Annotated in this window: 18 protein-coding genes; 7 read left to right on the forward strand and 11 right to left on the reverse strand. The window is 69.7% G+C overall.

What is annotated here, in order from left to right; translation table 11 throughout:
* Positions 1–513: 513 nt before the first annotated feature.
* The 3 genes from QM621_RS01845 to QM621_RS01855 all read right to left on the reverse strand — a co-directional run bounded on the left by QM621_RS01845 (position 514) and on the right by QM621_RS01855 (position 6,067).
* Positions 514–1,944, reverse strand: coding sequence for an STIV orfB116 family protein (locus QM621_RS01845; RefSeq protein ID WP_414988650.1), 1,431 nt, complete (start codon positions 1,942–1,944; stop codon positions 514–516).
* A gap of 320 nt (positions 1,945–2,264) precedes the next feature.
* Positions 2,265–3,668, reverse strand: a complete 1,404-nt coding sequence (locus tag QM621_RS01850; protein ID WP_414988651.1) for a hypothetical protein — start codon at positions 3,666–3,668, stop codon at positions 2,265–2,267.
* Complete coding sequence (locus tag QM621_RS01855) at positions 3,665–6,067, reverse strand: type IV secretory system conjugative DNA transfer family protein (RefSeq protein ID WP_414988652.1); 2,403 nt, start codon at positions 6,065–6,067, stop codon at positions 3,665–3,667. The genes QM621_RS01850 and QM621_RS01855 overlap by 4 nt, the downstream gene beginning before the upstream one ends.
* Positions 6,068–6,187: 120 nt before the next feature.
* Here QM621_RS01855 and QM621_RS01860 point away from each other — a divergent pair, with 120 nt between their 5' ends.
* Genes QM621_RS01860 through QM621_RS01890 form a run of 7 tightly spaced genes read left to right on the forward strand, consistent with a single transcriptional unit; the run spans position 6,188 to position 16,124 of the window.
* On the forward strand, positions 6,188–7,369 hold the full coding sequence (locus QM621_RS01860) for a hypothetical protein (protein WP_414988653.1): 1,182 nt from the start codon (positions 6,188–6,190) through the stop codon (positions 7,367–7,369).
* Positions 7,356–9,221, forward strand: coding sequence for an AAA family ATPase (locus QM621_RS01865; RefSeq protein WP_414988654.1), 1,866 nt, complete (start codon positions 7,356–7,358; stop codon positions 9,219–9,221). Before QM621_RS01860 ends, QM621_RS01865 begins: the two co-directional genes overlap by 14 nt.
* A complete protein-coding gene (locus QM621_RS01870) occupies positions 9,200–9,847 on the forward strand; it encodes a 4Fe-4S single cluster domain-containing protein (RefSeq protein ID WP_414988655.1) in 648 nt (215 codons plus the stop codon). Before QM621_RS01865 ends, QM621_RS01870 begins: the two co-directional genes overlap by 22 nt.
* The gene (locus tag QM621_RS01875; protein ID WP_414988656.1) at positions 9,835–10,440 is read left to right on the forward strand and encodes an FHA domain-containing protein; all 606 of its coding nucleotides are present in this window, start codon (positions 9,835–9,837) and stop codon (positions 10,438–10,440) included. The genes QM621_RS01870 and QM621_RS01875 overlap by 13 nt, the downstream gene beginning before the upstream one ends.
* Positions 10,437–12,716: a protein kinase domain-containing protein gene (locus QM621_RS01880; RefSeq protein WP_414988657.1), complete on the forward strand. Its 2,280-nt coding sequence runs from the start codon at positions 10,437–10,439 to the stop codon at positions 12,714–12,716. Before QM621_RS01875 ends, QM621_RS01880 begins: the two co-directional genes overlap by 4 nt.
* The gene (locus QM621_RS01885; protein WP_414988658.1) at positions 12,706–15,345 is read left to right on the forward strand and encodes a protein kinase domain-containing protein; all 2,640 of its coding nucleotides are present in this window, start codon (positions 12,706–12,708) and stop codon (positions 15,343–15,345) included. Before QM621_RS01880 ends, QM621_RS01885 begins: the two co-directional genes overlap by 11 nt.
* Before the next feature lie 41 nt (positions 15,346–15,386).
* Positions 15,387–16,124, forward strand: coding sequence for a PP2C family protein-serine/threonine phosphatase (locus QM621_RS01890; protein WP_414988659.1), 738 nt, complete (start codon positions 15,387–15,389; stop codon positions 16,122–16,124).
* A gap of 141 nt (positions 16,125–16,265) precedes the next feature.
* Here QM621_RS01890 and QM621_RS01895 read toward each other — a convergent pair whose 3' ends face one another.
* The 8 genes from QM621_RS01895 to QM621_RS01930 form a co-directional block, all read right to left on the reverse strand.
* Complete coding sequence (locus QM621_RS01895; protein ID WP_414988660.1) at positions 16,266–17,237, reverse strand: YihY/virulence factor BrkB family protein; 972 nt, start codon at positions 17,235–17,237, stop codon at positions 16,266–16,268.
* Positions 17,238–17,241: 4 nt separating this feature from the next.
* Complete coding sequence (locus QM621_RS01900) at positions 17,242–17,622, reverse strand: type II toxin-antitoxin system PemK/MazF family toxin (protein WP_414988661.1); 381 nt, start codon at positions 17,620–17,622, stop codon at positions 17,242–17,244.
* A gap of 26 nt (positions 17,623–17,648) precedes the next feature.
* Entirely contained in the window at positions 17,649–19,241 is a 1,593-nt protein-coding gene (locus QM621_RS01905) for an AMP-binding protein (protein WP_414988662.1), read from the reverse strand.
* Between the two features lie 217 nt (positions 19,242–19,458).
* A complete protein-coding gene (locus QM621_RS01910; RefSeq protein ID WP_414988663.1) occupies positions 19,459–20,160 on the reverse strand; it encodes an acyltransferase in 702 nt (233 codons plus the stop codon).
* Between the two features lie 67 nt (positions 20,161–20,227).
* Positions 20,228–21,859 carry a chaperonin GroEL gene (groL, locus tag QM621_RS01915; RefSeq protein ID WP_414988664.1) on the reverse strand — a complete coding sequence of 544 codons (1,632 nt, stop codon included), beginning with the start codon at positions 21,857–21,859 and terminating at the stop codon, positions 20,228–20,230.
* A gap of 189 nt (positions 21,860–22,048) precedes the next feature.
* Entirely contained in the window at positions 22,049–23,308 is a 1,260-nt protein-coding gene (locus QM621_RS01920; RefSeq protein ID WP_414988665.1) for a hypothetical protein, read from the reverse strand.
* Positions 23,308–25,146 (reverse strand): hypothetical protein, encoded by a 1,839-nt coding sequence (locus tag QM621_RS01925; protein WP_414988666.1) that lies wholly within the window; start codon positions 25,144–25,146, stop codon positions 23,308–23,310. The genes QM621_RS01920 and QM621_RS01925 overlap by 1 nt, the downstream gene beginning before the upstream one ends.
* A gap of 197 nt (positions 25,147–25,343) precedes the next feature.
* Positions 25,344–26,138 (reverse strand): DUF4190 domain-containing protein, encoded by a 795-nt coding sequence (locus QM621_RS01930; protein WP_414988667.1) that lies wholly within the window; start codon positions 26,136–26,138, stop codon positions 25,344–25,346.
* Positions 26,139–26,322 lie beyond the last annotated feature (184 nt).

The following is a 26,322-nucleotide window of genomic DNA, read 5'->3' on the forward strand; positions in this document are numbered from 1 at the left end:
CGCGCCAAACGACAAGCACTCCGCCAACTCGAAGCACTCGGCTACACCGTCACCCTCGAACACACCGGCTAACCACCAGGGGTCACGACCATTTTCGAGTCAGGGAGCGACACCTTCCGACCCCTTGACGGTTCAGTGATTTCAGGGCCTTTCGAGTCAGGGGTCCTTTGAAGGACCGCGGTAACAATTTCCGCTAATACGGATTAGTGCTCAAGCAATTCGTCAATATTCGTGTCGACATGCGCTGGAAAAGAACAGTCACCTTGGCGCGATGTTCGCGACAGACCTCTCCTCTAAACTACAGCCGATGCTCGGCGCGCGGCGCACCGAAAGGAGGAGAAACAGGCTACCGGTCGCCCTCGCGGCGCGCTCCTCGCGTACGAGCACAATAGAAGAACTACCTGAGTGCCGTCGCCACCCAGCCCGATACGTGAATCACACTACCGGCGTGGCGACCAGCCTCAACAAAGTCACCGGCTGACAGCAGCCCGCTCAGAGACAACTCAGCGGTCACTAACCGCGACGCACAAGAAGGCCAAATTCATAGTCAAGTTCACGCAACTGGTCGAGCGTTAATTCCGATCCCGGCTTAGGACGTTGTTTGAGTTTGTACACCAACGCCTCCTGGCCGACCTCCTGGTTCACCTCAACCCTGTTGAACACAATCTCCGCCTCAAGAATCTCCGAGAGGTATTGCGCCGTCGCCGGATGGCCTATGGCACTACGCACACTGTCAGCACGTCCGATCAACCGTCGAGCATCCTCAAGCCCAACTGGCGTATAGGAGTAGTCGCCAAAGTTCGTCATGACACTGCTGTTCAACACCAGCAGCGGAAGCGACTCTGATGACTGGAGGACATCGGCTCCAGTCCGAACCCTAGACGCACCGTCAGCTTGTGCGAGAGCGGCCCCTTCCTTGATCGTGAAGAACTTCAAACCCACCGATTCCTTAGCCCCGAGTTCGCCGATACTCAACTCCTTGATTTTTTCTAGCACCGTAACCGGCATCGGGTCCTTTTCAACCAAGATTTTAGGCCCATTGGCATGCACATAAATAATCTCTACATCGTCTTCGCCGTTGAGGGCCTCATAGAGTGCGATACTCTGAGTCTTTGTTCCGCCCGTGATGTCAGCCACCACCGTCGGTCCCACGTCCCCGTTCTGAACGTAAAAATCATCGATCTGAGCGCGGATCTCCTGCTGAAGTTCGCCCACTTTGTCCAAGCTAGGCGGTAGATCAGACGGTAGGTAGACGTGTCGGACCGTCGGCGTGTCGACACCCAGCGCCCGATAATAGCCTTCAACCGCTTCGGTGACCTGAGCCTGCTCCTCGGCAGCCTCATCACTCTTACCCCGATTGTCAACCATCACAATCAATTGGAGATTATCAAATAGTTTAAGCGTGTAGATGAGCGCTTTGGGCCAGTGATCGAAGTTGTCAGCATCGTTGCCGTACTCGAAAGGACTGATGGTGGCCACGAGGGTATCAACCCGGCCAACAAGAGATTTATCGATCTCCTGGCCGCTGAAGTTCCGAATTGAGGTTGACCGACTCCTCCGCCTTTTCATTTGGAACCAAAGAATGACCACCGCGACCAGGGCAATCACGGCACCTGACGTCAGCTTCCACCAATTCTTCTCCGAAAACCCGTCCTGAACCCAGGACAACGCGAACGGCATGACCCCCACGAGCCAAGCGCTCGCGACAAGGGCACGGCTTCCAAAGAATCGCGCGCCGGTCCTCATCGTGAGCCACAGGACAACCGCGACGACCACGGCGCCGCACCCCGACACGAACCAAACCCAGAACCAGAGGGGTTGAGGTTCATTGTGATCAAACAGCAGTAAAGCGGCGCCGTCAGCAAGAAGGCCTGCGCCGACAACACCGAGAAACACGGTGATCGCCGCCGCGAGCCAGCGACGAGCCTGTCCCAACGAAAGCATGTGAGTTCCTCACCAAGTTAGAGAATCATGGGACCATGATAGAGCCGTCGGCCGTGTCAGCGCCACAGTAAGCATTGGCGATTTGAGATCTTTGAACCCTCTCGATCACACCGACCTCTACTCGCTTCAGCCAGGTCTTGTCACCTTCGGCCAACCACATTGCGAAGACCTTCTACGATCCAACTGGAAAGCCGAGAGCGAGAGACACTTCGCGAAGAAATTCCTCCACCCACGGAGGAGGAGAGAGACGGAGTCGGGACCGACGTTTGTGCGCATGCTCGAATGGCCGGAACACGGCGAGGACGACGAGGGACAAGCCCTCAGCTGAGCCGTCGGCCCTCCAACGTCTCGACCGTCAGGGCGGCGAGCAGCGCGAGCAGCTCGTCACGGTGATCGTGGAAGGGACGGACGAGGATCGTGGCCTGACGTTTGCTGCCGTGGTTGCGATACGCCCCCACCACCTCGCCCCGATCCCCCACCACACGCGTCATGCGACGTCTCAGATCCGGGACGTTGGCCGTAGTGGAGACCTTGACAGCGCACACCGGCTCCAGGTCGTACACCCGCACCGGCTCGCGGGACTGCACGAACTCCGCGTGCACCTCCACCACCTGCGAACGGACCGGCACGCGGACGACCCCCGTCCGCGTCATCCGCGGACCCACCGCCCGACCGCCGCCGCGCAGCAACCGCTCCAACGCCGCCGGCAGGCTCTCCTCCTCCAACACCGCCTGGTCGATCACCTGGATGTCGTAGTCACGGCACAGGCGCCGGAAGTGCTCCGGCACCACTCGCTGCGGACGCAGCAGGATGAACTGGTCCCCGCCGTCGCCCAACAGCCGACGCGTCGCGTAGGCGGTGCGGATCTGATCACCGATACTCAAGCGGTTCTTCTCGTCGTCCTTCTCCGAGGTCAGCTTGCAGTCGACCACATGCAGCCGACCATGCGAGTTGACCACCACGTCGACCTCCTGCACCGGGATCGACCCGTCAAACAGCGACGCGCTGATCGCCACGTCGTCGGCGTCGATCCCCATCTCGCGCACCAGGCTCACCACGAACGTCTCGAACAAACGCCCCTTCGACAGACTCCTGCCGACCGCCGCCTCCAACTGCGCCACCGCCGTGTCGAAGGCCTCCTCCCACGGCACGCCGTCCCACGCGCGCCGCGCCGCCGCCATCACCTCCGGCTCCACCTCGCTGTGCAGCACCCGCGCCTGACGGTCCTCGTCGCCCCACGTCACCGTGAGCAGATCCTCGACGGTGAACCGTTCCGCGGCGTCCACGTCGACGTCGTCCAACAGCCGCGCCTCGCCCGCCGGGCCCAACTCGTACCAGGGTCCGTCCGGCTCACGATGGATCACCGGCGGCGCCGCGCCGGCCGCGACCGCCTGCGCCAAACCCGCGAACAACAACCGCGTGGCCCCCGACGCGTCGACCAGCCACCGCCCCTCCGTCGTCACGATCGCGTCAAGACGCTCCAACAGCTCCGAGGGCGCGTCGTCGTTCAACGGCTTGTGCGTCACCACCTCGACCCTCGGGAAGGACGCCCTGATGAAATCGCGCAGCCGGTCGGCCGGACCGCCCGCGACCTCCCCACCGTGCATCACCAGCAGATGCGCCTGCGCCAGCCGGTCACCCCACTGCGCCAGCGCGTCGATCGGCGCCCACAGCTGCTCCCCGGCGAAGACGATCAGCCGGTCGGGCGGGGCAAGCGACCTCATGACTCGTCCTTCTCGTCGGGCGCCTCGCCCTGCTCTCTCCTCTGCGCCTCCTGCGCTTCCTGCGCCTGCTTGCGTTTGGCCAGCCACTCGTCGAGGAAGCTCGGAGCGGCCGGATCCGCCGACGGCCTCGGCGGAGGCGAGCCCGGACGGGGCCGCGCCGACCTCGTCTGAGCGACCTCGGTCAACCGCTGGTCGAGACTCTCCGGCGTCGACGGATGCAGACTCGCGAACGGCTCCCACAACTCCCGCGACGACCGCTCCACCACCGCGTCGCGGCGCTCGTCGGTCGTCGGCGTGCCCCGCTCGCCCCGCCGCTCCATCCGTCCGTGGTGGTCGACGCTCAGCAGGAACGGCTCAGTGGCCGTGCCCGAGCGCGACAGGCTCACCGCCGCCGTCAGATCCGGCAGCCGGACGAGCTCATCGACCGGCCAGCCCGCCAGCCGCGTCGAGGAGCGCAGCGCGTACGGCAGACCCGTGCGGAAGGTGAACATGCTGCCGGCGTTGGCCTCCAGCGACTCGGCCAGCGCCGTCTCCAACTGCCCCAGGAACTGCGTCGCCACGACCACGCCCACCCCGAACTTGCGCGCCTCCGCCAACAGGCTCGGCAGCGCGCCGAACTGGAACAGATGCGCCTCGTCGACGACGATCACATGCGGACGGTCGATGTGCCGGCGCCGCCCCAACGCCATCTGATGCTTCAAAATCCACAGCGCGCCCAACACTCGCGACGCCTGCGTGCCGAGCATCGGACTGGCCAAGTCGACCAACAGCGTCGTGCCGTCGTCCATGCACGCCCCGACGTCGACCGCGTCGCGCCCGGTGCCGAGGATCGCCCGCATATGCCGTGTCGCGAACATCGGTTGCAGCTTCGAGACCGTCCACGCCAGGACCTCCGCCGCCTCGTTGCTGCGGTTCTTGACGATCTCGTCCAGCAGCGACTTCGCCGTCACCAGGTCGACCGCCATGATGGCTTTGGCCAGCTTCTCGACCCGTTGGGTGTCCGAGCCGATGTCGGCCACCGCCACCAGCGAGGCCTCCTCGCCCAACGCCTGGTGCGCCGCCTTCGCCAACAGCCCGAACCAGCGCTTCCACCGCGGCCCGACGATGCCCTCCCGCCTCGGGTCGTACATCATCTGGATGAACTCCGAGAACGCCTCGACCGCCCGCTCGACCTCCTCGGCGTCGCCGGTGAGGATGTCCAACGGGACCGGACGGTCGGCGTCCTCGTGACGGACCACCCGCACGCTCTCGTGCCCCGCCTCGGGCAGCTCGTCGAGGATCGCGTCGATCGTGGTGCCGTGCGGGTCGAGGAAGGTGACGCCGTAGCCGAGCTGGGTCAACTCGCGGACGAGAACGCTGATGAGCGTCGACTTGCCCGCTCCCGAGCCGCCCTCGATGAAACCGTGGCGCAGCAGGTCGCGCGCGTCGATCGTGGCCTCGACCGTCCGTCCGGCGACCGTCGTGGCCGTGCCGAGGCGCACCGGACGCTCCGGTTTCGGCGGCACCGGGTCCAGCGGATGCGACGACAGCGCGGGCAGTTCGGTCTCGAAACCGGAGAACGCCGCGTTGCCCGCCGCGGGCAGCCGCAGCAGGCTCCGCGCGACGCCCTCGGGAACCGTGTGCCCGGCGAGGCTGTCGGCCGGCCCGTCCCACGCCTCCCGCGCCTCCGCCTCCGGCACCCGCACGATCGACAAGTGGGTCGCCCACCGTCGCGCGAGCGCCCGGAACCGCGCCGGCACCTCGCCGTCCTGCGAGGCGATCAACGCCCGCATGCGCACCGGACGCCCGACATAGCCGTGCAGGTCGCCGTCGGAGCCGGTCCAGGTGCGGTCGAGCGTCGCGCCGAGCATGTCGATCTCCAGCTCCGTCGCCGGCGCGATCCGAAAGCGCGCCATCAGACCCGGATGCTCCGACAGCAGGGCCGCCGTGTCGCGCAGATCGTCGCCCTGCGGCGTCGGCCACGGCGTGACCGTCCGGAACCGGTGCGACGCCTCCCACACGACCGTCTCGGTGCCGCCCGGCGCGGCGGCGGCCTCCGACGCGACCTCTCCGGCCATCCCGGTGATGTCCGGCCGCAGCTCACGGGTGGGACGCAGCTCGTAGACGCTCGACCAGTCCGGCGTGTCGCCGTCGGGCACGTCCTCGCTCTTGGCGCCCAGCACCGCGATGCCGCCGACGGCCCACCGCACGTCGGCCTCCCATCCCGGCTGCGCCGTTCCGTACTGCGCCAGCACCAGCACACGGCGGCCGTCGTGGGTGGCGAAGGTGACGTCGAGACTCGCCCCCGGCTCCCACTCCGCGACCGCGTGGACGAGCCGCCGCACCGCCACCGCGGCCGCTCCGACCGAGTCACTCGTGCGGACTAGCTTCTTGATCTCAATATGGGCGTCAGGGACCATCTCCCGATTCTCACCCCGGCCCGCCCGCCGCACGTCCCCGCCATGCCGTTGTCCTCACTTTCGAGGACACGACAACCAGCCCGCCACATGGCACGATGAGCAGGCACCGGAGAGGAAACTGTGAGCGGACCCAAAGGCTACGACTACGCCCTGAACGAGGCACTCCGCCGACGCCGCGAGCTGGAGGCGCTCGGCGGCCGGTGGCGCGAGCTCCTACGCCAAGCACGCGAGCTCCAGGCGCAGCTGAGGCGCGAGGGCCTGAGCTTCGACGTCTTCGCCTCGCTCGCGGAGCAGGGCTACGGGTCGGCGCGCCGCGACCATCCCAGCGACGCCGACCTCGACACGCTCGACACGTTCCAGAAAGCCGTCGAGCGGGCACGGCAGGCCGCCGGGGCCGAACGCACCCGACGCATCGTCGAGCAGACGCGAGCCGCCCTCCGCGAGCGCGCCCGAGAGACCGAGTTCACCGTCACCCGGTTGTCGTCCTCGCCGGCGTCCCGGACCCGCGCGACCCCCACGCCGTCGCGCGACGCGGACGCCGAGAGAGCCGCGCGCGAGAAAAAGATCCAGTCGCTGCTCGAACTGCTCGCGCAGACCTCCTCGGAGGATCGCGAACAGCTCACCTCGGAGATCGTCCGACTGTCGCAGGCGCGCACTCCGTCCGACGACCGCGCCTGGCTCACCCTGACGCGGCGGGTCACCGACGCGGTGCGCGAGCAGCGTGACCGCGCGGCACGCGACGAGGCCGCCCGCGACCTGTTGACGATCGTCGCGCGCGTCACCGGACCGGCCGCCGACGACCTGACCGCCCGGGTCCACGCGGCCGGCGCCCTCACGGCGGTCGAACGGCTCCGCCCCGACGTCCTCGCCGCCGTCGCGCAGGCCGAGCTGGAGGCCGAACGCGCCTTCGTCGTCGCCACCGCGCTCGACGTCTGGCGCGACCTCGGCTACGAGGCCGACGACGACTTCGCGGCCATGGCGCTCACCAGCGAGGGCGGGCTGCTGCGCCGCGACGCCTGGCCCGACCACGCCCTGCTCGTGCGCGTCTCGCCCACCAGCACCCGGATCAACACCAATATCGTCGCCCTCGGCGAGACCGATCCGCTGCGCGACACCGAAGTCGAGGAGGAGAGCTGCGGCTGGATCGGCGACTTCCAAGAGGGCATGCGCGCCCGCCAGGTCGAGGCGCCGCTCGCCCGTCGTCATCCACCCGGCGCCCTCCCCGTCCAACGTCGCGCCGCCCCTCAGCGCGACACCCGCACGCGCCGGACCCAGGAGACGCAGCGCCGTGACCACCTCTGACCAGCCGACCGCCACGACCGGCCAGGTCGATCACTACCCGCACTGGCTACGCGACATCGACGCGCACCTTCCCGTGGCGGCCCACTACTTCCTCCACGGCAATATCCGCGACCGCCATCTCGTCCCCACCGGTGAGCGCTTCGCCTTCCCCACGACCGCCGACGCCATCGCCCGGCTGCTGTCGCTGAGCGGCTACGAGACGCTGCTGACCTACGACCCCGTCGCCGGTCTGGGACTCACGCCCGACGACGAAGCCTCCCGGTCGGCGCTCTCGGCCCTGCCCGACGGCTCCACCTGGACGCAGCGGATCGGCCGCCCGCTGACGCCGGAGGCGCTCGCCCAACTCATCGCGGCGGTCCAGCCCGACGGCCGCCTGCCCCGACGCCTCGCCCTCGTCATCGACTACGCCTCCCAGTTCGCGCCCACCGGACAGCCGCTCAGCGACGAGTTCCACGCGATGTTCCGCACCGCCCTGCACCGGATGCACCACACCGGCAAACTCTTCGTCCCCGGCGCCGGCCGCGCGGCGCTCTACAACCCCGTCTTCTGGATCCTCGACCGTCAGTCCGACCTGCCCGGCTGGCTGGTCAGCGCGACCGACGGCAGCCACAGCGTGCCGATCCCCACCCCCGACCTCGACACCCGCACGACCACCGCGCGGCAGCTCGCCCGCGACATGGCCGACGGCCCGCTGGGCGCGTTCGCCGACGAGCACGTCGACGCCTTCGCCTCGCTCACCGACGGCATGACGCTGCACGCGATGCACGAGATCCTCCAACTGGCGCTCGACCGCGGCCTCACCGCCGACCGGGTCGCCGACGCCGTCCGCATGTACCGCGTCGGCCTGTTGGAGAACCCCTGGGAACAGGAGACGCTGAAGACGAAGATCGCGACCGCCGAGGAGACCCTCAGCGACAAGGTGCGCGGACAGCACGGCGCCATCCGCCGCTCGCTCGACATCCTCATGCGCTCGACCACCGGACTGACCGCCGCGCACACCGGCGGCGCGTCCACCGGACCGCGCGGCGTGCTGTTCCTCGCCGGCCCGACCGGCGTCGGCAAGACCGAGCTCGCCAAGGCGCTCACCCGCGTCATCTTCGGCAGTCCCGACGCCTACATCCGCTTCGACATGAGCGAGTTCGCCCACGAGGGCAGCGACCAGCGGCTCATGGGCTCGCCGCCGGGCTACATCGGCCACGACGCCGGCGGCGAGCTGACCAACGCGATCCGGCAGAAGCCGTTCAGCCTCGTCCTGTTCGACGAGATCGAGAAGGCCCACCCGAAGATCATGGACAAGTTCTTGCAGGTGCTCAGCGACGGACGTCTCACCGACGGCTCCGGCGCGACCGTGCACTTCAGCGAGTCGATCATCGTCTTCACCTCCAATCAGGGCATGGCCGACCCGCTGCCCGACGGCACGCTGCCCAGCGCCGACCTCACCTTCGAGCAGCTCGACGCGCATGTGCGCCGCGCGGTCACCCGGCACTTCACCGAGACGTTGAAGCGGCCGGAGATCCTCAACCGGATCGGCGACAACGTCGTGGTCTTCGACTACATCCGTGAGGACGTCGCCGAGGAGTTGCTGCGGATCTTCGTCACCAACGCCGTCGAGCGGGTCCGGGAGTTGCACGGCGTCACCGTGACCCTCGGCGACGCGGCATGGAGCACCTTGCGGCACGCCTGCTGCTCGGACCTGTCGATGGGCGGCCGCGGCATCGGCCAGAACGTGGAGTCGGTGTTCACCAACCCGCTGGCCCGCACGATCTTCTTCCTGCCACCTTCCGCGCGGTCCATCGACATCGTCGGGATCGACCAGGAGAGGGACGGCACATGGTCGCTGCGGCTGAGCTGAGCGTGCACCGGCTGGCCGCGCCGATCACCTCGCTGGGGCCCGGCCGTCGCGCCGGACTGTGGGTCCAGGGTTGCTCCATCGGGTGCGCCGGCTGCGCCTCCACCGACACCTGGGACGGCGCCGACGGCCAGCGCCTGCCGGTCTCGACGCTCGCCCGCCAGGTGGCCGACCTCCTCGACGGCGAGGCGTTGGACGGGCTGACGATCTCCGGCGGGGAGCCCTTCCAGCAAGCCGACGCGCTGGCCGACTGTCTCGACCTGTTGCGCGCCGCCGGGGCCTTGGCCGACCGCGACGTGCTGGTCTTCACCGGCTACGCCGCGCCCCGCGCCCGTCGGCTCAGCACGCGGCTCTGGGAGCACGCCGACGCCGTCGTCGCCGGTCCCTACCGCGCCGACCAGCCGGGCGACGGCTGGCTGCGGGCGTCCGGCAACCAGCAGTTGCTGCATCTGACCCCGCTCGGCCACGAGCGCTTCGTCGACCCCGAGCGGGCGACCACCGTCAACGTCACCGTCTCCGGCGGCAGCCTCGTCATGGCGGGCCTGCCGGCGGCGGGCGATCTCGACCGTTTCCGCGCGGAGATGTCCCGTCGCGGTATCGACTTCCCGGAGGTGTCATGGCAGAGCTGAGCGTCGCGGTCCATTGCCGCAGTTGTGGGACGGAGTACCCGGAGACGCGCACGCTGTGCTCCCTGTGCAGCGGCAGCGACTTCGCTCCCGGACCCGTGCCGGCCGATCCCCCGCCGGAGCCCGAACAGGCCGCTCCGCCGGAGCCGTCGGCCGTCGCGTCGCCCGTTCCGGGGCCCGCGGTCCTGTGCTGCGGCTTCCCCGTCCCGCCGGGTCAGGCCGAGTGCGACTACTGCGGCGAGCCGGTCGGCGCGGCGGTCGAGCCCGAGCCCGCCGCCCCCGGTCCCAACTCCGGCACAGCCCTCGTCGCCCCCGACGGGACCCGCGTCCCGCTGACCGAGGGACGACCCGTCGTGTTCGGCCGCAACCCCGACCACAGCCCCTGGGCGCGTCTCGCCGCCGGCAACCTCAAGGTGTCGGGCCGCCATGCCGAGGTGCTGCTCCACGACGGCCGCCTGCACGTGCGCGACCTCTCCTCCACCAACGGCACCTGGGTGCGCGGCGTGCTGATCGACGGAGCCGCCGTGGTGCCCGTCGAGGACGGCGTCGAGATCGGCCTCAGCCGCCACCTGACCTTGAGAGTGAGCCAGTCATGACCAGTCACGAGCCCACCCAGATGGACGACCGGCACAGCGGCGTCGCCGCGACCCAACTGGACCCCCACAGCGACGTCGCGGCGACCCACCTCGACACTGAGCACGCGGCCTCCACAGCGCCGCGCCGGAGCCTGCCCGCGTCGTTGGCGGCCGACTACGAGATCGTCCGGACGCTCGGTCGTGGCAGCCAGGCCGAGGTGTTCCTGTGCCGCCATCGCGAGACCGGCGACCAGGTGGCCGTCAAGCTCTACAGTTCCTCCAACCATCGGCTCAACCGTCAACTGACGAGCCTGATCGAGCGGGCCGACAGCGCGCACATCCTGCCGACCCGCTTCGGGCAGGACGGCTCCGACGAATGGGAGACGCAGGAGTACATCGCCCACGGCACGGTCGCCGACGTCGCCGCGCTCCACGACCGTCCGCTCCCGGAGCGGTTCGTCCACGACCTCGTCCGCGAGTCGGCGCTGGCCCTCGCCCACGCGCACGCGCTCGGCCTCGCCCACCGCGACATCAAGCCGTCGAACATCCTCGTTCGCTCCGTCGAGCCCCTCGACCTCGTGCTCGCCGACTTCGGCCTCGCCCGCGAGCTCATCGCCGGCGCCGAGATCGGCTCCACCTCCCACACCCCCGGCTTCGCCTCGCCCGAGGCGCTGCGCGACGAGGTGCACGGCTTCCCCGGCGACTGGTGGTCCCTCGGCGTCACCCTCTACGAGGTGATCGTCGGGCGACACCCCTTCACCGACGAGAACGGCCGCCGCTGGAACGACTTCAAGATCGGCGCGCTCCTCGAACGCGACGACGTCGACCTGTCCGACATCCCTGACGGCCGCCTGCGCCTCCTCCTGCGCGGACTGCTCACCCGCGACCCCGAGCACCGGTGGACCGACGAGCAGGTGCTGGCGTGGTGTCGCGGCCGCACCCCCGAGGTCGTCGAGGCGTCCCCGAGCGGCTCCCACCTGGCCGCGCCCCGGACCTGGTCGTACGCGGGCTTCCTCGGACAGGAGTTCCACGACCCCGCCGCGCTCGGCCAGGCCCTCGTCGACCACTGGGACCAGGCGGTCCGCCTCCTCCACGACCGCCAGGGCCGCGCCTCGCTGCACAACGCGCTCGCCCAGACGGCGCACGCCGACGCCGTCGCCTCGGTCTTCCATCGCCACTCCATCAACCTGTTGAGCGAGGACGCGGTGGTCTTCGAGCTGGGACGGCTGCTGCTTCCCGACCAAGATCCCTGCTTCCGTGGCGTCGCCCTCACCGCCGCCGAACTCGGACGGGTCGCCGCCTCCGCCGCCCAGGGCGACCCGGCGTCCGGCGCGTGGATCGGTCGCCTGCGCCACGACGACATCCTCGACAAGACCACCGGGCACGCGCAACACCAGCAGTTCGCCGCCGTCAACAACGATCTGCGGTCGTGGTGGACGACCTGGGACCAGCTCGTCGGCCAGGCCGAGGCCGAGCAGCGGCGCCACTTCGCCACCCTGTCCGCCACGCTGCCCGGCCTGCAGCCCGCCGACCTGCGCGCCGTCCTCGACGACCTCGCGCCGATGGTAGAAGGCCCCCTCCTCCAAGCCGCGCTCTCCGACGACGTGTCGCCCCGACTGTCCGAGGACGCCGCGCAGACCCTCCGCCGCCCCGACGTCGCGCCCTGGCTGACCTCCTTCGGCGAGGCGACCCAGACGTCGGCCCGACCGGTCCCCCGCAATCTGCTCGTCGCGCGCCTGCGCGGCGCCGCCCAGGCCGACCTGCACGCCCAGGCCGCCGCGCAGCGCGAGCGCGAGGAACGCCAGGCGGCCGCGATGCGCGAGTCCGCCGCCGCCGTGCGGGCGGCGGCCACCGCCGAGCGCAAGGCGGCGCTGAAGCGGCAGATCCCCGGAGCCTTCGGCCTCCCGCTGCTCATCTTGACGTTGGGCTTCGTCGTCAGCCTCGGGATCGGCAGCGGGGAGCTCGACCTGCCGACACGCGCCTGGCTACCGCGTTACCTCCTGCTCTTCGGCGCCGCCGCGGTCATCGTCGTCGTGACGAAATTCCTTCTGCTCCCCCGCCAAGGGATCGCCGCCATCGTCGGAGGTTTCACCAGCATCGCCACCTACGTCGCCTACGCCCTCTGCATCGAGCAGCTGTACCCCGAGGCGACCACCCCCGAGGCCCTCGCTCCCTACAGCGACTCGATCCTCAACTGGCTCGCCGTCGTGCCCGCCGTCGGGACCACCGCCTACCTGCTCACCTCCCTGCTCACGCGCACCCGCCACACCACCCCTCGGAGCCCCCATGTCCGATGACGAGCCCACCGAACTCGACGCGGGAGCGTCCGGCCACGAGCCGACCGAGCTCGACACCCCCGACGGCCACACCGAGCCCACCCAGATGGACGGCGGGCCTCGCGGCGAGCCGACCGCCGTCATCCGCCGGGCGCTGCCCGAGCCGCTGGCCGCCGAGTACGAGATCGTCCGGCTGCTCGGGCGCGGCGGACAGGCCGAGGTGTACCTCTGCCGCCACCGCGAGAACGACGACCAGGTCGCCGTCAAGCTCTACACGACCCCCAACCACCGGCTGAACGCCAGCATCACCCAGGTCATCGAGAACACGGCCGACGAGCACATCCTGCGCACCCGCTTCGGACAGTGGGGCGACGAGCAATGGGAGGTCCAGGAGTACGTCGAGCACGGCACCCTGGCCGAACTGCCCCAACGTCACGGCGGCCGGCTCGACGCCGACACCCTCCACACGGTCGTGCGGGAGCTGACGACGGCCGTCGAGCACGCCCACGCGCGTCAGCTCATCCATCGCGACATCAAGCCCACCAACATCCTGATCCGCTCGCTCGACCCGCTCGACCTCGTGCTCGCCGACTTCGGCCTCGCCCGCGAGCTGATCGCCGGCGCCGAGGCCGGGTCCACCTCGCACAGCATCGGCTACGCCTCCCCCGAGACGCTGCGCGGCGAGCACGACTTCCCGAGCGACTGGTGGGCCGTCGGCATCACGCTCTACGAGGTCCACCAGAACCGCTACCCCTTCGCCGAGCCGGACGGCCGACGCTGGAACGACGCGCGCATCATCGCCCACCTCATGCAGAGCGACGTCGACCTGTCGCCCTTCGACGACCGCTGGCGACTCCTCCTGCGCGGTCTGCTCACCAAAGACCCGCAGCACCGGTGGACGGCCCGGCAGGTCACCGAGTGGCTGGCCGGCGGGTCGCCCGCGGTCCACACGCCGCTCGCGCCCACCGCCGAGGCCGACTGGACGCTGGTCGCTCCTGGATGGGGGACCTTCGCGACGCCGCAGGAGTTCGGCGAGGCCCTCATCGACCAGTGGGAACAAGCTGGCGGCTTCCTCTCCGGACGCGGCGCCAGCACGGTCCGCACCGCTCTGTCCAAGACCTCCTACGCCGAGGCGTCCCGCGTGATCCTCGACGGCGGCCACGGTGTCGACGGGACGGTCTTCGAGCTGTCGCTGCTGCTCGCGCCGGACCGCCCGCCCACCTTCCGCGGCGTCGAACTGACCTCCGCCGGCCTCGACCAGGTGGCCACCGAGGCGGGCCACGGCGACGCGCGAGCGGTCGACTGGGTCCGCGCGCTGCGCCGCGACCACATCTTGCAGCACACGATGGGCCACCCCGACCACGCGACGTTCGTCGCGGTCGACGTCGAGCTCGACCAGCTGTGGTCGGAGGTCGCCCGCCTCCACGAGCAGCTGACGGCCGCCCAGGCCCAGTACTTCGCGCAAGTCGACCAGCGCGCGCGAGGCGTCGCCCCCCAGCCGATCACGCCCCTCTTCGACCAGACCTACGACCTGCTCGAAGGCGAGCTGCTGCGCTCCTGCCTGAGCCCCGACTACGCCGCCGCCCGGCACCGCTACTCACAGGACCACACCCAGGTCAGCCGGACCGTCGCCTCCTGGGCCACGCCGGTCCTCGACCAACTGCGCGGAGACCGTCCGGCGCCCGTGACCGACCTCATCGGCCCGGCGCTGCTCGCCGCCGCCGAGCTCGACGGCGCGAACGTCCACGACGCCATCGCCCATCACGCGCGCGGCGAACGCGCCGCCGCCCTGTCGCGCACGAGGGCGCAGCGCCGCGACGCCGCCGGAGACCGGCTCTTCTCCAACGGCTGCCTGGGCATCCTCTATCTGATCGGCGCGTTCGTCGGCTTCGTCATGACCGAGACGGGCTCCGGCTCGGACACCTTCGACTGGGACGCCGCGCTCGACATGGCCATCGCCGCCGGGATCGGGCTGGCCGTCGCGCTCGTCGTCGCGTGGATCACCGACGCCTTCCTGCCCCGGCCGCCCGTCGTGGCCGTGGCGACCGGCGCGCCGCTCGGCTTCTGGGCGGGATGGCTCGTGCTGATGGACGACGGGGCCTGGGGCGCGCCCGCCGTCGGCGCCGCCATCGGCTACGCCATCGCGGCCGCCGCCGCGTTCTACCTCTCCTCGCTGAACCTGGCGCCCGACCTGACCCGTCCGGTCCCGCAGACGGTCGAGCGGGCCTACGGGTGGCTGGAGGCCGCGCGCTGGCCGCTGGCCTTCGTCGCGCCGCCGACGATGCTGTGGAGCGTCAGCTGGGCCAGCCGGTCGGCGCTCGCCGAGGCCGTCGAGGAGTTGCGGGCCGAGGCGTGGCCGTGGGTGCGGACCGTCTACGGCTGGACGGGTGACTTCTCCGTCGTCCACAGCGGCGGCGCGGCCCTGTCGTGGGCGGTCCCCGCCGGTCTGGCGCTCTTCGTGATGGCGACCTGGGAGACCGGCCGACGACGACCCGTGACCGCGCTCCACCTGGCCGTCATCGTGACCGCCTCGTTCTTCGCACTGCTCGGTCTGCTCCTGCTCTGGCCGGTCTACCTGACGGGCGCGATCATCCTCGGCGGGATCGTCGGCGGCATCGCGCTCGTCCTGGCCATCATCGCGAGCTACTGAACTCATCCACCCCGACCACCCCTCGCGGACAGGAGCCACTCATGGCGCTGCGCCTTCAGATCGCCGCACGGACCCACATCGGGTTGACGCGGACCAGCCACCAAGACAGCGTGCACCTCGACGGGTGGACCGCCTCCTCGCACGACGCCCACGCGACCCTCGACCTGCGCGGACGCGGCGTGGTCGCGGTGATCGACGGGATGGGCGGGCACCCCGGCGGCGAGACGGCCTCGCGGGTCGCTTCCGCCGCGCTCGCCGACCTGGACCTCGCCTCCGCCGCCGACACCACGACGGTCGACGCGATCGTGCAACGGGTCTCCGACACCGTCCGTGAGACCGGCGCGCGGACCGAGGGCTACGCCTCGATGGGCGCCACCATCGCCGGATTCGTGGTGCGCGAGGAGGAGTTGCTGTTGTTCAACGTCGGCGACTGCTCGATCCTGCGGCTGCGGGACGGCTATGTGGGCCAGTTGGCGCTCATCGACCGGGTCGAGCGGGGCGACGGGCGTCCCGGCGTGGTCGCCCAGAGCCTCGGCGGCACCCCCACCCCGACGGCGGTGGACGCGCACGCCGACCGCTTCACACCGGCTCCCGACGATCTGCTGATCGTCTGCTCGGACGGTCTGACCGATCCGGTCGGCCACGAGGAGATCGCCGCGCTCGCCGACCAGCACCCCGACCCGGAGACGCTCGCCCGCCATCTCGTCGCCGCCGCCTGCCGGGCGGGCGGTCCCGACAACATCAGCGTCGTCGTGGTTCGCCCGCGGCTGACGGACTAGCGCCGCAATGTCGGCAATTCAAGGAAGCCTGAATCTGGGCACGAGTTCCGGTGCGAGTGCTCCAGACCCGCTACGACAACTCACCGTCACCATCCAGACCGCCACCATCGACCACTGGCTCAAACGACGTGCGCAAAGGCCCTAGTCGTCGTCGAAACGGGAGTCGATGGTCTGGAATCCCTTGTGCCGTTGCATCTTGGCGTAGCTCGTGTAGGCCCGCTGGTCGGCCTCGGTCAGCACGACGTTGTCGGTGAACGGCGTCAGCAGCGCCCGCGGATAGAGCCGCCGCACCACCACGACCATGCTCTCCAGACCGATCACCACCATGAACGAGCCGATGAAGATGAAGCCCATCAGGCCGAGCACCAGCGCGAAGGTCGCGTTCATCTGGCTGGCCCGGCCGATGACCATCGCGACGTAGGACTGGCCGGCGACCTGCAGCACATGCCAGAGCACGGCCGTCACGACGGCACCCGGGAACACCCGGCGCCAGCTGCCGCGACTGCCGCTGATGAGGTGGAAGATCGCCATGAACATCAGGATCGAGCAGCCGAAGCCGGCCCAGCCGAGCAGCATGTTCACCTCGTCGGACCACGCGCTGCCGAGACGGTCGAGGTTGGACAGCACCGAGTTGCCGATCGCGATGACCAGGATGCCGACCCCTCCGACGGCGAGGAAGATCAGGCTGCGCAGGCGTTGCAGGAAGGGGTTGGCGCGACTGTTGCGCGGCACCGCCCACACCACGTTCGCCGCGTTCTGCAGCGCCTGGCCGAGGTTGATCGCGCCGTAGAGCGCCGTGACCGCGCCGACGACGATGGCGCTGGTGCTGCCGCTGAGCCCCTCGGGGCGGCCGAGCTGGTCGCCGACGATGGGGAACTGGCGCAGCGCGGTGTCGAGCAGCCGGTCGCGCAGCTCGGGGTCGTCCTGCAACACGTAGCCGAGCACCGAGGTGCCGATCAGCAGCATCGGGAAGATCGCGAAGAAGGCGTAATAGGCGATGATCGCCGACAGGTACGGCCCTTGGTCGTCGAAGTACTTGTAGACGACCGCGATCGGCAGGCCGACGGTCCGGTGCTCGCGCTGGAAGGCGTCGACCGGCCCGATCCGGGGCATGGCGTCAGCCCGCGATGTACGGGCGCGCCGCCTCGACCACCGCGTCGAAACGCGCCTGGTCGAGGACCGCGCCCTCGCGGCGCACGTCGTCGGGATCGACCTCGACGAGCCGGTTGAGCCGCACCTCGCTGGGACGGCCCTGCGGATCCCACGCACCCGTGCCGAGGTCCATCCAGTAGCGGCCGGCGCGCTCCTCCTGAGCGGCGTCGCGGTCATGGTCCTTGCTGGTCAGCATGAGGCCGACCAGGCGATCGCCGTCACGGCCGACGAGCAGCACCGGGCGGTCCTTGCCCTGGCTCGGGTCGTCCTCGTAGGGGACCCAGGTCCACACGACCTCGCCGGGGTCCGGATCGCCGTCGACGTCGGGAGAATACTCGAACTTCACAGGTGTCAGCGCTCCGTCTCGTCGGGTCAGTCGAAGCCGGGCAGTTCGCGCTTCATCACCTTGCCGGTGGGGTTGCGCGGCAGCTCGTCGATGAACTGGATCTTGCGGGGCACGGCGAACCGGGCGACCTTGTCCTTGGCGTAGTCGACGAGGGTCTTCTCCTCGACCTCGCAGCCGTCCTTGACCACGACGTAGGCGGCGAGGCACTGGCCCCAGTCCTTGTCGGGGATGCCGACGACCACGACGTCGTGCACGTCGGGATGGTCGATGAGGGCGTCCTCCAGCTCGCGCGGGAAGACGTTCTCGCCGCCGGAGATGATCATGTCGTCGTCGCGTCCGGCCACGAACAGACGGCCCTCGGCGTCGAAGTAGCCGAGGTCGCCGGTGTGCATGAGACCGTCGCGGAAGTCCTTCGTGCGGCCGTCAGTGTACCCGCCGAACTGCATCTCGTTGCCGACGTAGATGACGCCGGTCTCGCCCTGCGGGACCTCCTGGCCGTCCTGGTCGAGGATCTTCACGACCGTGCGCCACGGGACGCGGCCCGCGGTGCCCGGCGCGGCGCGCAGGTCCGCAGGTCCGGCGATGGAGACCCAGCCGGTCTCGGTCGCCCCGTAGAAGTTGTAGACCGAGTCGGTGAAGGTGTCCATGAAGCGGGTGGCGAGCTCGCCGGCGAGCGCCGATCCGCTGGAGGCGGTGATGCGCAGGCTGGAGACGTCGTGCCGCGCGATGACTTTCGGGTCGACGTCGACCATGCGCTGCATCATCAGCGGCACCACGACCAGCGCCTCGGCCTTGTACGTCGCGATGTCGGCGATGACCTGCTCGGGGACGAAGCGGCGACGCAGCACGTAGGTGGGCGCCGTCGACAGGCCGAAGCCGAAGTTGATCAGGCCCCACGAGTGGAACAGCGGCGCGGCCAGCACGACGGTGGAGTTGCCGCGGTACGGGATCGAGCCGAAGAAGGTCAGCAGCGGGTCGAGGTTCTCCGGCTCCTTGCGGTTGGCGCCCTTGGGCAGGCCGGTGGTGCCCGAGGTGAAGATGACGATGGCGCCGGGGCGCTCGGGCTTCTTGTGCTCGGTGGCCGGGTGGCCCTTCGCGAGCCCCGTCATGGTCGGCAGTCCGTGGGTGTCGTCGTCGGCCCACGCGATCACGACGATGTCGCGGTCGATCTCCCCGGTGACCTTCAAGAACTCCTGGTCGATGATGGCCATCTTGGCCTTCTCGCGCTGGGTGAGCTCGCCGAGCTGCGCGGCGCTGGCCATGGTGTTGAGCAGCAGCACCTTGCCGCCGAGCTTCATGATCGCCACCATCGCGATGACCATGTAGCGGTGGTTGCGGCACATGACCGCGACCGGGTCGCCCGGCTTCATGCCGCCGTGCTTGAGCGCCTCGGTGAACCGGTTGATCTCGTCGTTCAGCTCGCGCCAGGTGAGCTGGCCGACGTCGTCGATGACAGCCAGCTGGTCGGGATAGCGGGCGGTGGCCGCGGCGATGGCGGCGGGGAAGCCCGGACCCCACGAGGCCAGCTTGACGCCCGCCTTGAGGAGCCGGTCGGGACGCTGCGCTTTCAGCAGTCCGATCTGCCGCAGCACCTTCAGCTTGTACCCGATGTCGCCCATGTTCGTCCTTTGGTCACAGTGGCCAGTGTCGGCAGACTAACAGCGGCGTGACGCACGCTCTCAGCCCGTTCGGACCGAGGTCGACCCGCCTCCCCCGAGGGCGGTGAGTCATCCACCTTTCCCCTGAGCGCGGTGAGTTATCCACCCTATGAGCGCTCGTAGCGTGCATGGTCCACCGACGCATGGGCAAAGGTGGACAGGTCACCACCTCAGGGGGTCAGGGAAGGTCGTCGAAGTCCCAGGTGACGCCCTCGCGCACGACCCGGGCGGGCGTTCCCGCGACGACGGTGTGCGCCGGGACCTTCTGCCCGCGCACGACCGACCGCGTGCCGACGACGGCGTCGTGCTCGATGTGGGTATGACCGCTGACGACGGCGTCGCGGCACAGCCAGACGTGGCGGCCGAGCCGGATGTCGGCGCCGAAGGGGTTGAGCCGGGCGCCGGTCGCGACGTCGGTGAGCCGGTGCATGTCGTCGGTGGCGATGTAGACGCCCGCCGCCCACAGCTGGTCGGGCTCGGCGACGACGCTGCCGCCGTTGCGCGCGTCGACCACCGGGCAGCGGGTGGCGACGAGCGGTCCGTGCAGGACGATCGAGGAGTCGGGCCCGCAGTAGAGGTCGCCCGCGGTGAGGATGACCCGCTCGCCGAAGAAGACGACCGCCCGGTCGCCGCCGACGAGCAGCGAGGCGAGCGTGTCGAGCGGGGAGCCGACGACGATGATCGAGTCGCTCATCGGGTAGACGAGCAGGTTCTCGAAGGCCGCGTCGGGCAGATACGCCCCGGGCGCGTAGTAGAGCGCGTTGCGGCAGTCGTGCCACCACTGCGGCAGCTCGTCGGTCAGCAGCCGCCACGCTTGCGCGTCGAGCGCCTCGGCCTCGACGCCCGCCGCCAACAGCCGCTCCCGATGCCGTGGATCCACCCCCGCATCTTGCCAGAAGGGGCCCGACCCGCTCGCGCGGATCGGGCCCCTCGTCAGACAGACGGGATCAGAAGCCCATGCCGCCCATGTCGCCCATGTCGGGGGCGCCGCCGGCCGCCGCGGCGGGCTCGGGCTTGTCGGCCACGACCGCCTCGGTGGTCAGGAACAGCGCCGCGATGGACGCCGCGTTCTGCAGCGCCGAGCGGGTCACCTTGGCCGGGTCGATGATGCCCTCGGCCAGCAGGTCGAGGTACTCGCCCGTGGCCGCGTTGAGGCCGAAGCCCGGCTCCAGGTTCGCGACCTTCTCCGCGACGACGCCGCCCTCCAGGCCGGCGTTGACCGCGATCTGCTTGAGCGGGGCCGACGCGGCGGCGCGCACGATGTTCGCGCCCGTGGCCTCGTCGCCCTCCAGCTCCAGCTTCTCGAAGGCCAGCTTGGTGGCCTGGACGAGCGCCACGCCGCCACCGGGGAGGATGCCCTCCTCGACGGCCGCCTTCGCGTTGCGGACGGCGTCCTCGATGCGGTGCTTGCGCTCCTTCAGCTCGACCTCGGTGGCCGCGCCGACCTTGATGACCGCGACGCCGCCGGCGAGCTTCGCCAGACGCTCCTGCAGCTTCTCGGTGTCGTAGTCGGAGTCGCTGTTCTCGATCTCGGCGCGGATCTGGTTGACCCGGCCGGCGATCTGCGCCTCGTCGCCGCCACCCTCGACGATGGTGGTCTCGTCCTTGGTGGTGACGACCTTGCGGGCGGTGCCCAGCAGCGTCAGGTCGGCGGCGTCGAGCGACAGGCCGACCTCCTCGCTGATGACCTCGCCGCCGGTGAGGATGGCGATGTCGGTCAGCATGGCCTTGCGGCGGTCGCCGAAGCCGGGGGCCTTGACGGCGACCGACTTGAAGGTGCCGCGCATCTTGTTGACGATGAGGGTGGCCAGCGCCTCGCCCTCGACGTCCTCGGCGATGATCGCCAGCGGCTTGCCCGACTGCATGACCTTCTCCAGGACCGGGACGAGGTCCTTGATGGAGCTGATCTTGCTGTTGACGATGAGGATGTACGGGTCCTCGAGCACCGTCTCCTGGCGCTCGGGGTCGGTGACGAAGTAGCCCGACAGGTGGCCCTTGTCGAAGCGCATGCCCTCGGTGAGCTCGAGGTCGAGGCCGAAGGTGTTCGACTCCTCGACCGTGATGACGCCCTCCTGGCCGACCTTGTCCATGGCCTCGGCGATGATCTCGCCGACCGTCGGGTCGGCGGCCGAGATGGACGCGGTCGAGGCGATCTGCTCCTTGGTCTCGACCTCCTTGGCCAGACCGAGCAGCTGCTCGCTGACGGCCTCGACGGCGGCCTCGATGCCCTTCTTCAGACCCATCGGGTTGGCGCCGGCCGCGACGTTGCGCAGGCCCTCGCGCACGAGCGCCTGGGCCAGGACGGTGGCGGTGGTGGTGCCGTCGCCCGCGACGTCGTCGGTCTTCTTGGCGACCTCCTTGACGAGCTCGGCGCCGATCTTCTCGTACGGGTCCTCCAGCTCGATCTCCTTGGCGATGGACACGCCGTCGTTGGTGATCGTGGGGGCGCCCCACTTCTTCTCCAGGACCACGTTGCGGCCCTTGGGGCCGAGCGTGACCTTGACGGCGTCGGCGAGCTGGTTCATACCGCGCTCGAGGCCGCGCCGGGCTTCCTCGTTGAATGCGATGGACTTGGCCATAGTGCTTCTCTCCGCGTTGGTGTGCGTCGATGGAATGCGGCCGACGATGCCCGCGACGGACGGCCGACGCCGACGGGGAACCCTGCTCCCCGTCGGCGGCGACCTCATCGGACGGCCGGTTCTGGCACTCTCAGGTGCCGAGTGCCAAGTCCGAAGTTAGCACTCGACCCCAACGAGTGCAAAAGCCCCTCACCCGGTGAACAGCAGGTAGAGGCCGGTGAAGGTGAAGGCGATCATGACGAACAGCATGCCGAGCTGCCCGCTGAGCCGGTGGGCCTTGGGCAGCAGCGCGAGCGCGCGGTCGTGCGCTGACAGGACCGCGACCACATGCCCGACGAGCACCGCGATCACCTTGACCGAGGCGAGCAGCGCGGGATGGTCGGTGAGCCAGTAGACCGGCTCGAAGCCGCCGAGCGCGTGCCACCCGCGGCCGAGCGGGTCGAGCATGAGCAGGAGCGTCTCCTGCCCGGTCTCAATCAGATAGGTCGCGTAGTGCGCCACGATGTAGCCGACGACGATCGGCACGACCGTGTGCGCGTACTCGCCCGGCAGCGCGCGCCGCCGCTCGGCGCTGACGCCCCCCGTGGCGACGGCCGCGAGGCTGAACAGCGTGCCCGCGACGACGCAGAAGAGCGCCAGCACGGCCGTCTGGAGCACCGGACCGGCGTCGACCCGCTGCCACTCGGGCATGCCGGAGAAGGAGTCGAAGGCGGTCGACCCGAGCAGCACGGCCAGCACCGCCACCAGGCCCGGAGCGACGGGGACGCGCGTCAGCGACATCAGCGGGTGGTGGAGCTTGAAGCGTCCGTCCTCGACGAAGGGCGACAGCCGCGCCACGACGGCGGAGTAGACGTCGAAGGGGTCGGCCCGGTCGAACCAGGTCGGCCCGAACACGACGCCGCCCGCGACCGTCGCCGCGACGTAGGCCGCGACCCACCAGCGCACCGGGCCCACCGCGCCGGAGTCGGGCGAGGCGAGCTCCAGCCAGACGTAGGCGAACAGCCCGAGCGCGGCGGGCCAGTAGCCGAGCCGCGCGGGCCAGGCGAGGTAGCCCTCCGGCCGCCCGGTCAGCCGCCCGACGACCTCCTGGACCGTGCGCCACGGCGACAGGTCACGCCAGACGTGCCCGAAGATCAGTGCGAGCGGGACGAGGCCCACCCACACCCACACGTACAGCGCGCCGACGCCGCCGTTGGTCCCGTCCGACGGCCCCGCGTAGAGCGCGACGAGGAACCAGGCGGTCAGCGCCGCCCCGAGGCCCTGGAGCCAGCGCCGACGGGGCGGCGGCTCGGCCGGGCCTCGGGGGGCGACGAGCCTCGGCTCGGTCCACGCGAGCGCGAGGACCGCGAAGGAGATCGTCAACGCCCAGGAGGCACCGATGAGCGCCGTCCCGAACGGGATCGGCAGATCCTCGGCGCCTCCGAACCCGTGGGCGGGCAGGACGACCATCAGGACTTCGTCAGCGAGACCGTCTCGTCCGTGTCGCTGTCGTCGCCTTCCAGCTCACCGCGCTGGTGCTGGGCCAGGCGGCCGGAGAACCGGGCCACCGAGACGCAGATGCCGATGATGACCGCGAGGCTGCACAGGAACACGATCAGGTTGGCGAGGTTCCACATCCAGGCGTCGGCGTCGAAGTCGCGCTCGCGCTGCAAGATCTCGATCTCCGGCACGAACTCCTGCGGCACGCCGTCGGAGGCGCGGAACTCCTCGACGCCGAGCGCCTCGTCGGCGGCCAGGTAGATCGGCACGGCGGTCAGCATGCGGCCGTCCTGGACGCGCAGCAGCGTCTTCCAGTTGCCGCCGATCGGGACCGGCTTGGTGGAGCGGTAGGTGTTCTTCTCGACCTTCTCGAGGTTGTCGGTGATGACGCCCTCGCCGCCGCCCTGCCAGGCGGTGATCTGCACCCAGGTCGGGTCGTCGTCGACGAGTCCCTCCGAGAGCGTGACCTCGGTGGTCAGCCAGTCGCCCTCCGGCGTGGAGAACTCGCTGGTGGTGAAGGTGGCGGTGCCGTCCTTGGGGACCGTGGCGTGCAGGCCGTTGGCGACCGCGACGATCAGCACCAGCACCGTGGCGGCGGTGATGCCGCGGGCGATGTTCTTCGCGGGCAGGCGCCCTTCGAGGCCCAGCGCGAACAGCGCGCCGCACAGGCCGCAGGCGACCGCGACCGGCGCGGCCATGAGCAGGCCCTCGACCCACATGTCCTTGGTCCACATGAACGGGAAGACCTGGTCGTTCCAGAACTTCTCCAACACCATGCCGACCGTGCCGATCAGCAGGCCCGCCGTGGCTCCGAAAGCGAGGAAGCGCTGGCGCAGGGCGGTCAGCGCCAGCAGCTCGACGATGAGCGCGCTGCCGAGGTAGAGCGGGAAGACGTGGTCGGCCTGGCCGAAGACCGAGCCGACGACGAAGGACACGACGCCGCGCACGCCGAGGAAGAAAGCGGCGGCGAAGAACGCCGCTCCGGGGCCGACGAACAGCCGCGCGGCGACCAGCGTGACGGCGGCGGCGGCGGCGATCATCATCGGCGCGAAGACCATGCGGAATTGCGCGATGCCGAAGTCGAACTCGGCCTGGAAGACCGACAGGCCGATCAGCAGGGCGCCGAAGGCCGAGCCGTAGACCAGGAAACGGCCGATGGCGGCTCCCTTGTCCTCGTAGTCGTCGGCGAACTCGCCTTCGCGGCGCAGCAGGATGATGCCGGCGGTCGACAGGCCCGCGCCGCCGATGAGCATGAGGTGGGTCGGGCCCCACAGCGTGACGTCCTGGCCGAAGAGGCGGTGCCACACGTCGTCGAGCGGGAAGCCGATGAGGGCGTACAGGCCGCAGGCGGCGATGTAGAGGCCGGCGACCGGGGCGTACCAGCCGCGGGTGATCTTGACCGAGGCGACGCCCGGCTTCTGCCCGTCACGCGGCCAGACGACGGCGCTCATGCCGGCGATGAACAGCGCGAAGAGCCCGTAGAGGATGAGGTAGTGCGCCGGGTTGGCGAGCGGTCCGTCGTCACGGCCGCGGCCGGCGTGCAGGCTGACGTCCCACAGGAAGCCGAGCAGCGCGACGATCAGCGAACTGCCGACGAAGAACATCGCGAGGGCCGACCAGCCGGGGTCGCCGAGGCGCTGGTGCAGCCGCTCACCCGCCTTCTGGAACCAGTCGATGCGGTGGGTGCGGTGCGCCCACGCGATCCACAGCAGAGCCGCGGAGACGACCGCCGCGGAGACGGAGAGGAAGAAGACTTGGTCGAGGGCGGCGCCGCCGACGGGGGCGGGCTCTTGCGCCTGAAAACTCATAGCCAGATTATGTCGCGGGCTATGTGCCATCGCAAGTGTCATGTCATGTTCCCGTCATGCGTGTTTCATCACACCGGAATGGTCCCGGGTGAGAGCACGGTAGCAGTCCCGCTCACCGCCTGTGGGGTGAATCACAGAATGAACTCAGGTCCCTCCGCCGGATCGGTGGAGGGACCTGAGGGCGAGACGTCAGCGAGTCACTGGACGGCGACGAAGGTGTCAGCCTCGACGAGGTCGGGCGAGACCGCGAGGACGCCCTGCTGCCATGTGTCGGCGGGCACTTCGAGGAGTTGGTCGCCGGTCGTCGACGCGCCCGGATACAGGGTGGTGAGCTGATCGAACTCGTTCTCGGCCACGAACAGCGACGATCCATTCGTGGAGTCGACGCTCGCTCCGTCAGGCCCGACGAACTTCACGCTCGCCCAGGGCGTCGAGCCTTGCGGGTCGTCACCGTTGTACGCAGCCGTCACATTGACCGACAGCAAGACCTTCCCCGCCGCCGGAGACTGACCGATCGAGTCCTGCGCGACCGTGCCCACCGAGTTGACCGTCACCGTCCAGTCCCCGCCGGTGATCGGCGTGCCCAGCGGCACCGGGCGGTCGCGCGAGGTCCCGTCGGAGCCGTCGGAGGACTCCACGTCGTTGCTGACCGCGTCGTCCACCGCGTCATCGATCGCGTCGACCGCCGCCGCGTTGATCATGAACGCGAACACGACGGCGAGGATCCCGAGGACGACGCCCACGATGGCCAGCCCCTTGCCCGCTCCGCGCTTCTTCGAGGCCGCGAGCCCGACGCCGGCCAGGACGACGCCGAGCACGCCCAACAGGATGCCGAGGAAGTTGACGATCGGAATCCAGCACAGGAGCAGGCCGATCAGGCTGAGGACGAATCCGGCGGTCGCCAAGCCGTTGGAGCTCTGCCCCGACGGCTCTGGTCGACGCGATCCTCCGACGGGCGGGACGGGCGAGGGCGGCGGGGGCGTGACGGTCATGGTTCTCCGTAGGAGGTCGACGAAACGGGTGGTCTGCCCCAGGGGGACGGAGAAAGGCTAGGGAAGCACTGATTTATTCGGGTGGGTTTGGGGCGGCGTGGGCCTGGCGTGTCGGTGTTTTTGTTGGAATGATGGGGTTTATGCGTTCTGGTCAGTCTTCTCTTTCCGATGTTGAGTACTCCAA

Origin of the sequence: Aeromicrobium sp., from assembly GCF_047606445.1 — a bacterium.
GTDB lineage: Bacteria > Actinomycetota > Actinomycetes > Propionibacteriales > Nocardioidaceae > Aeromicrobium.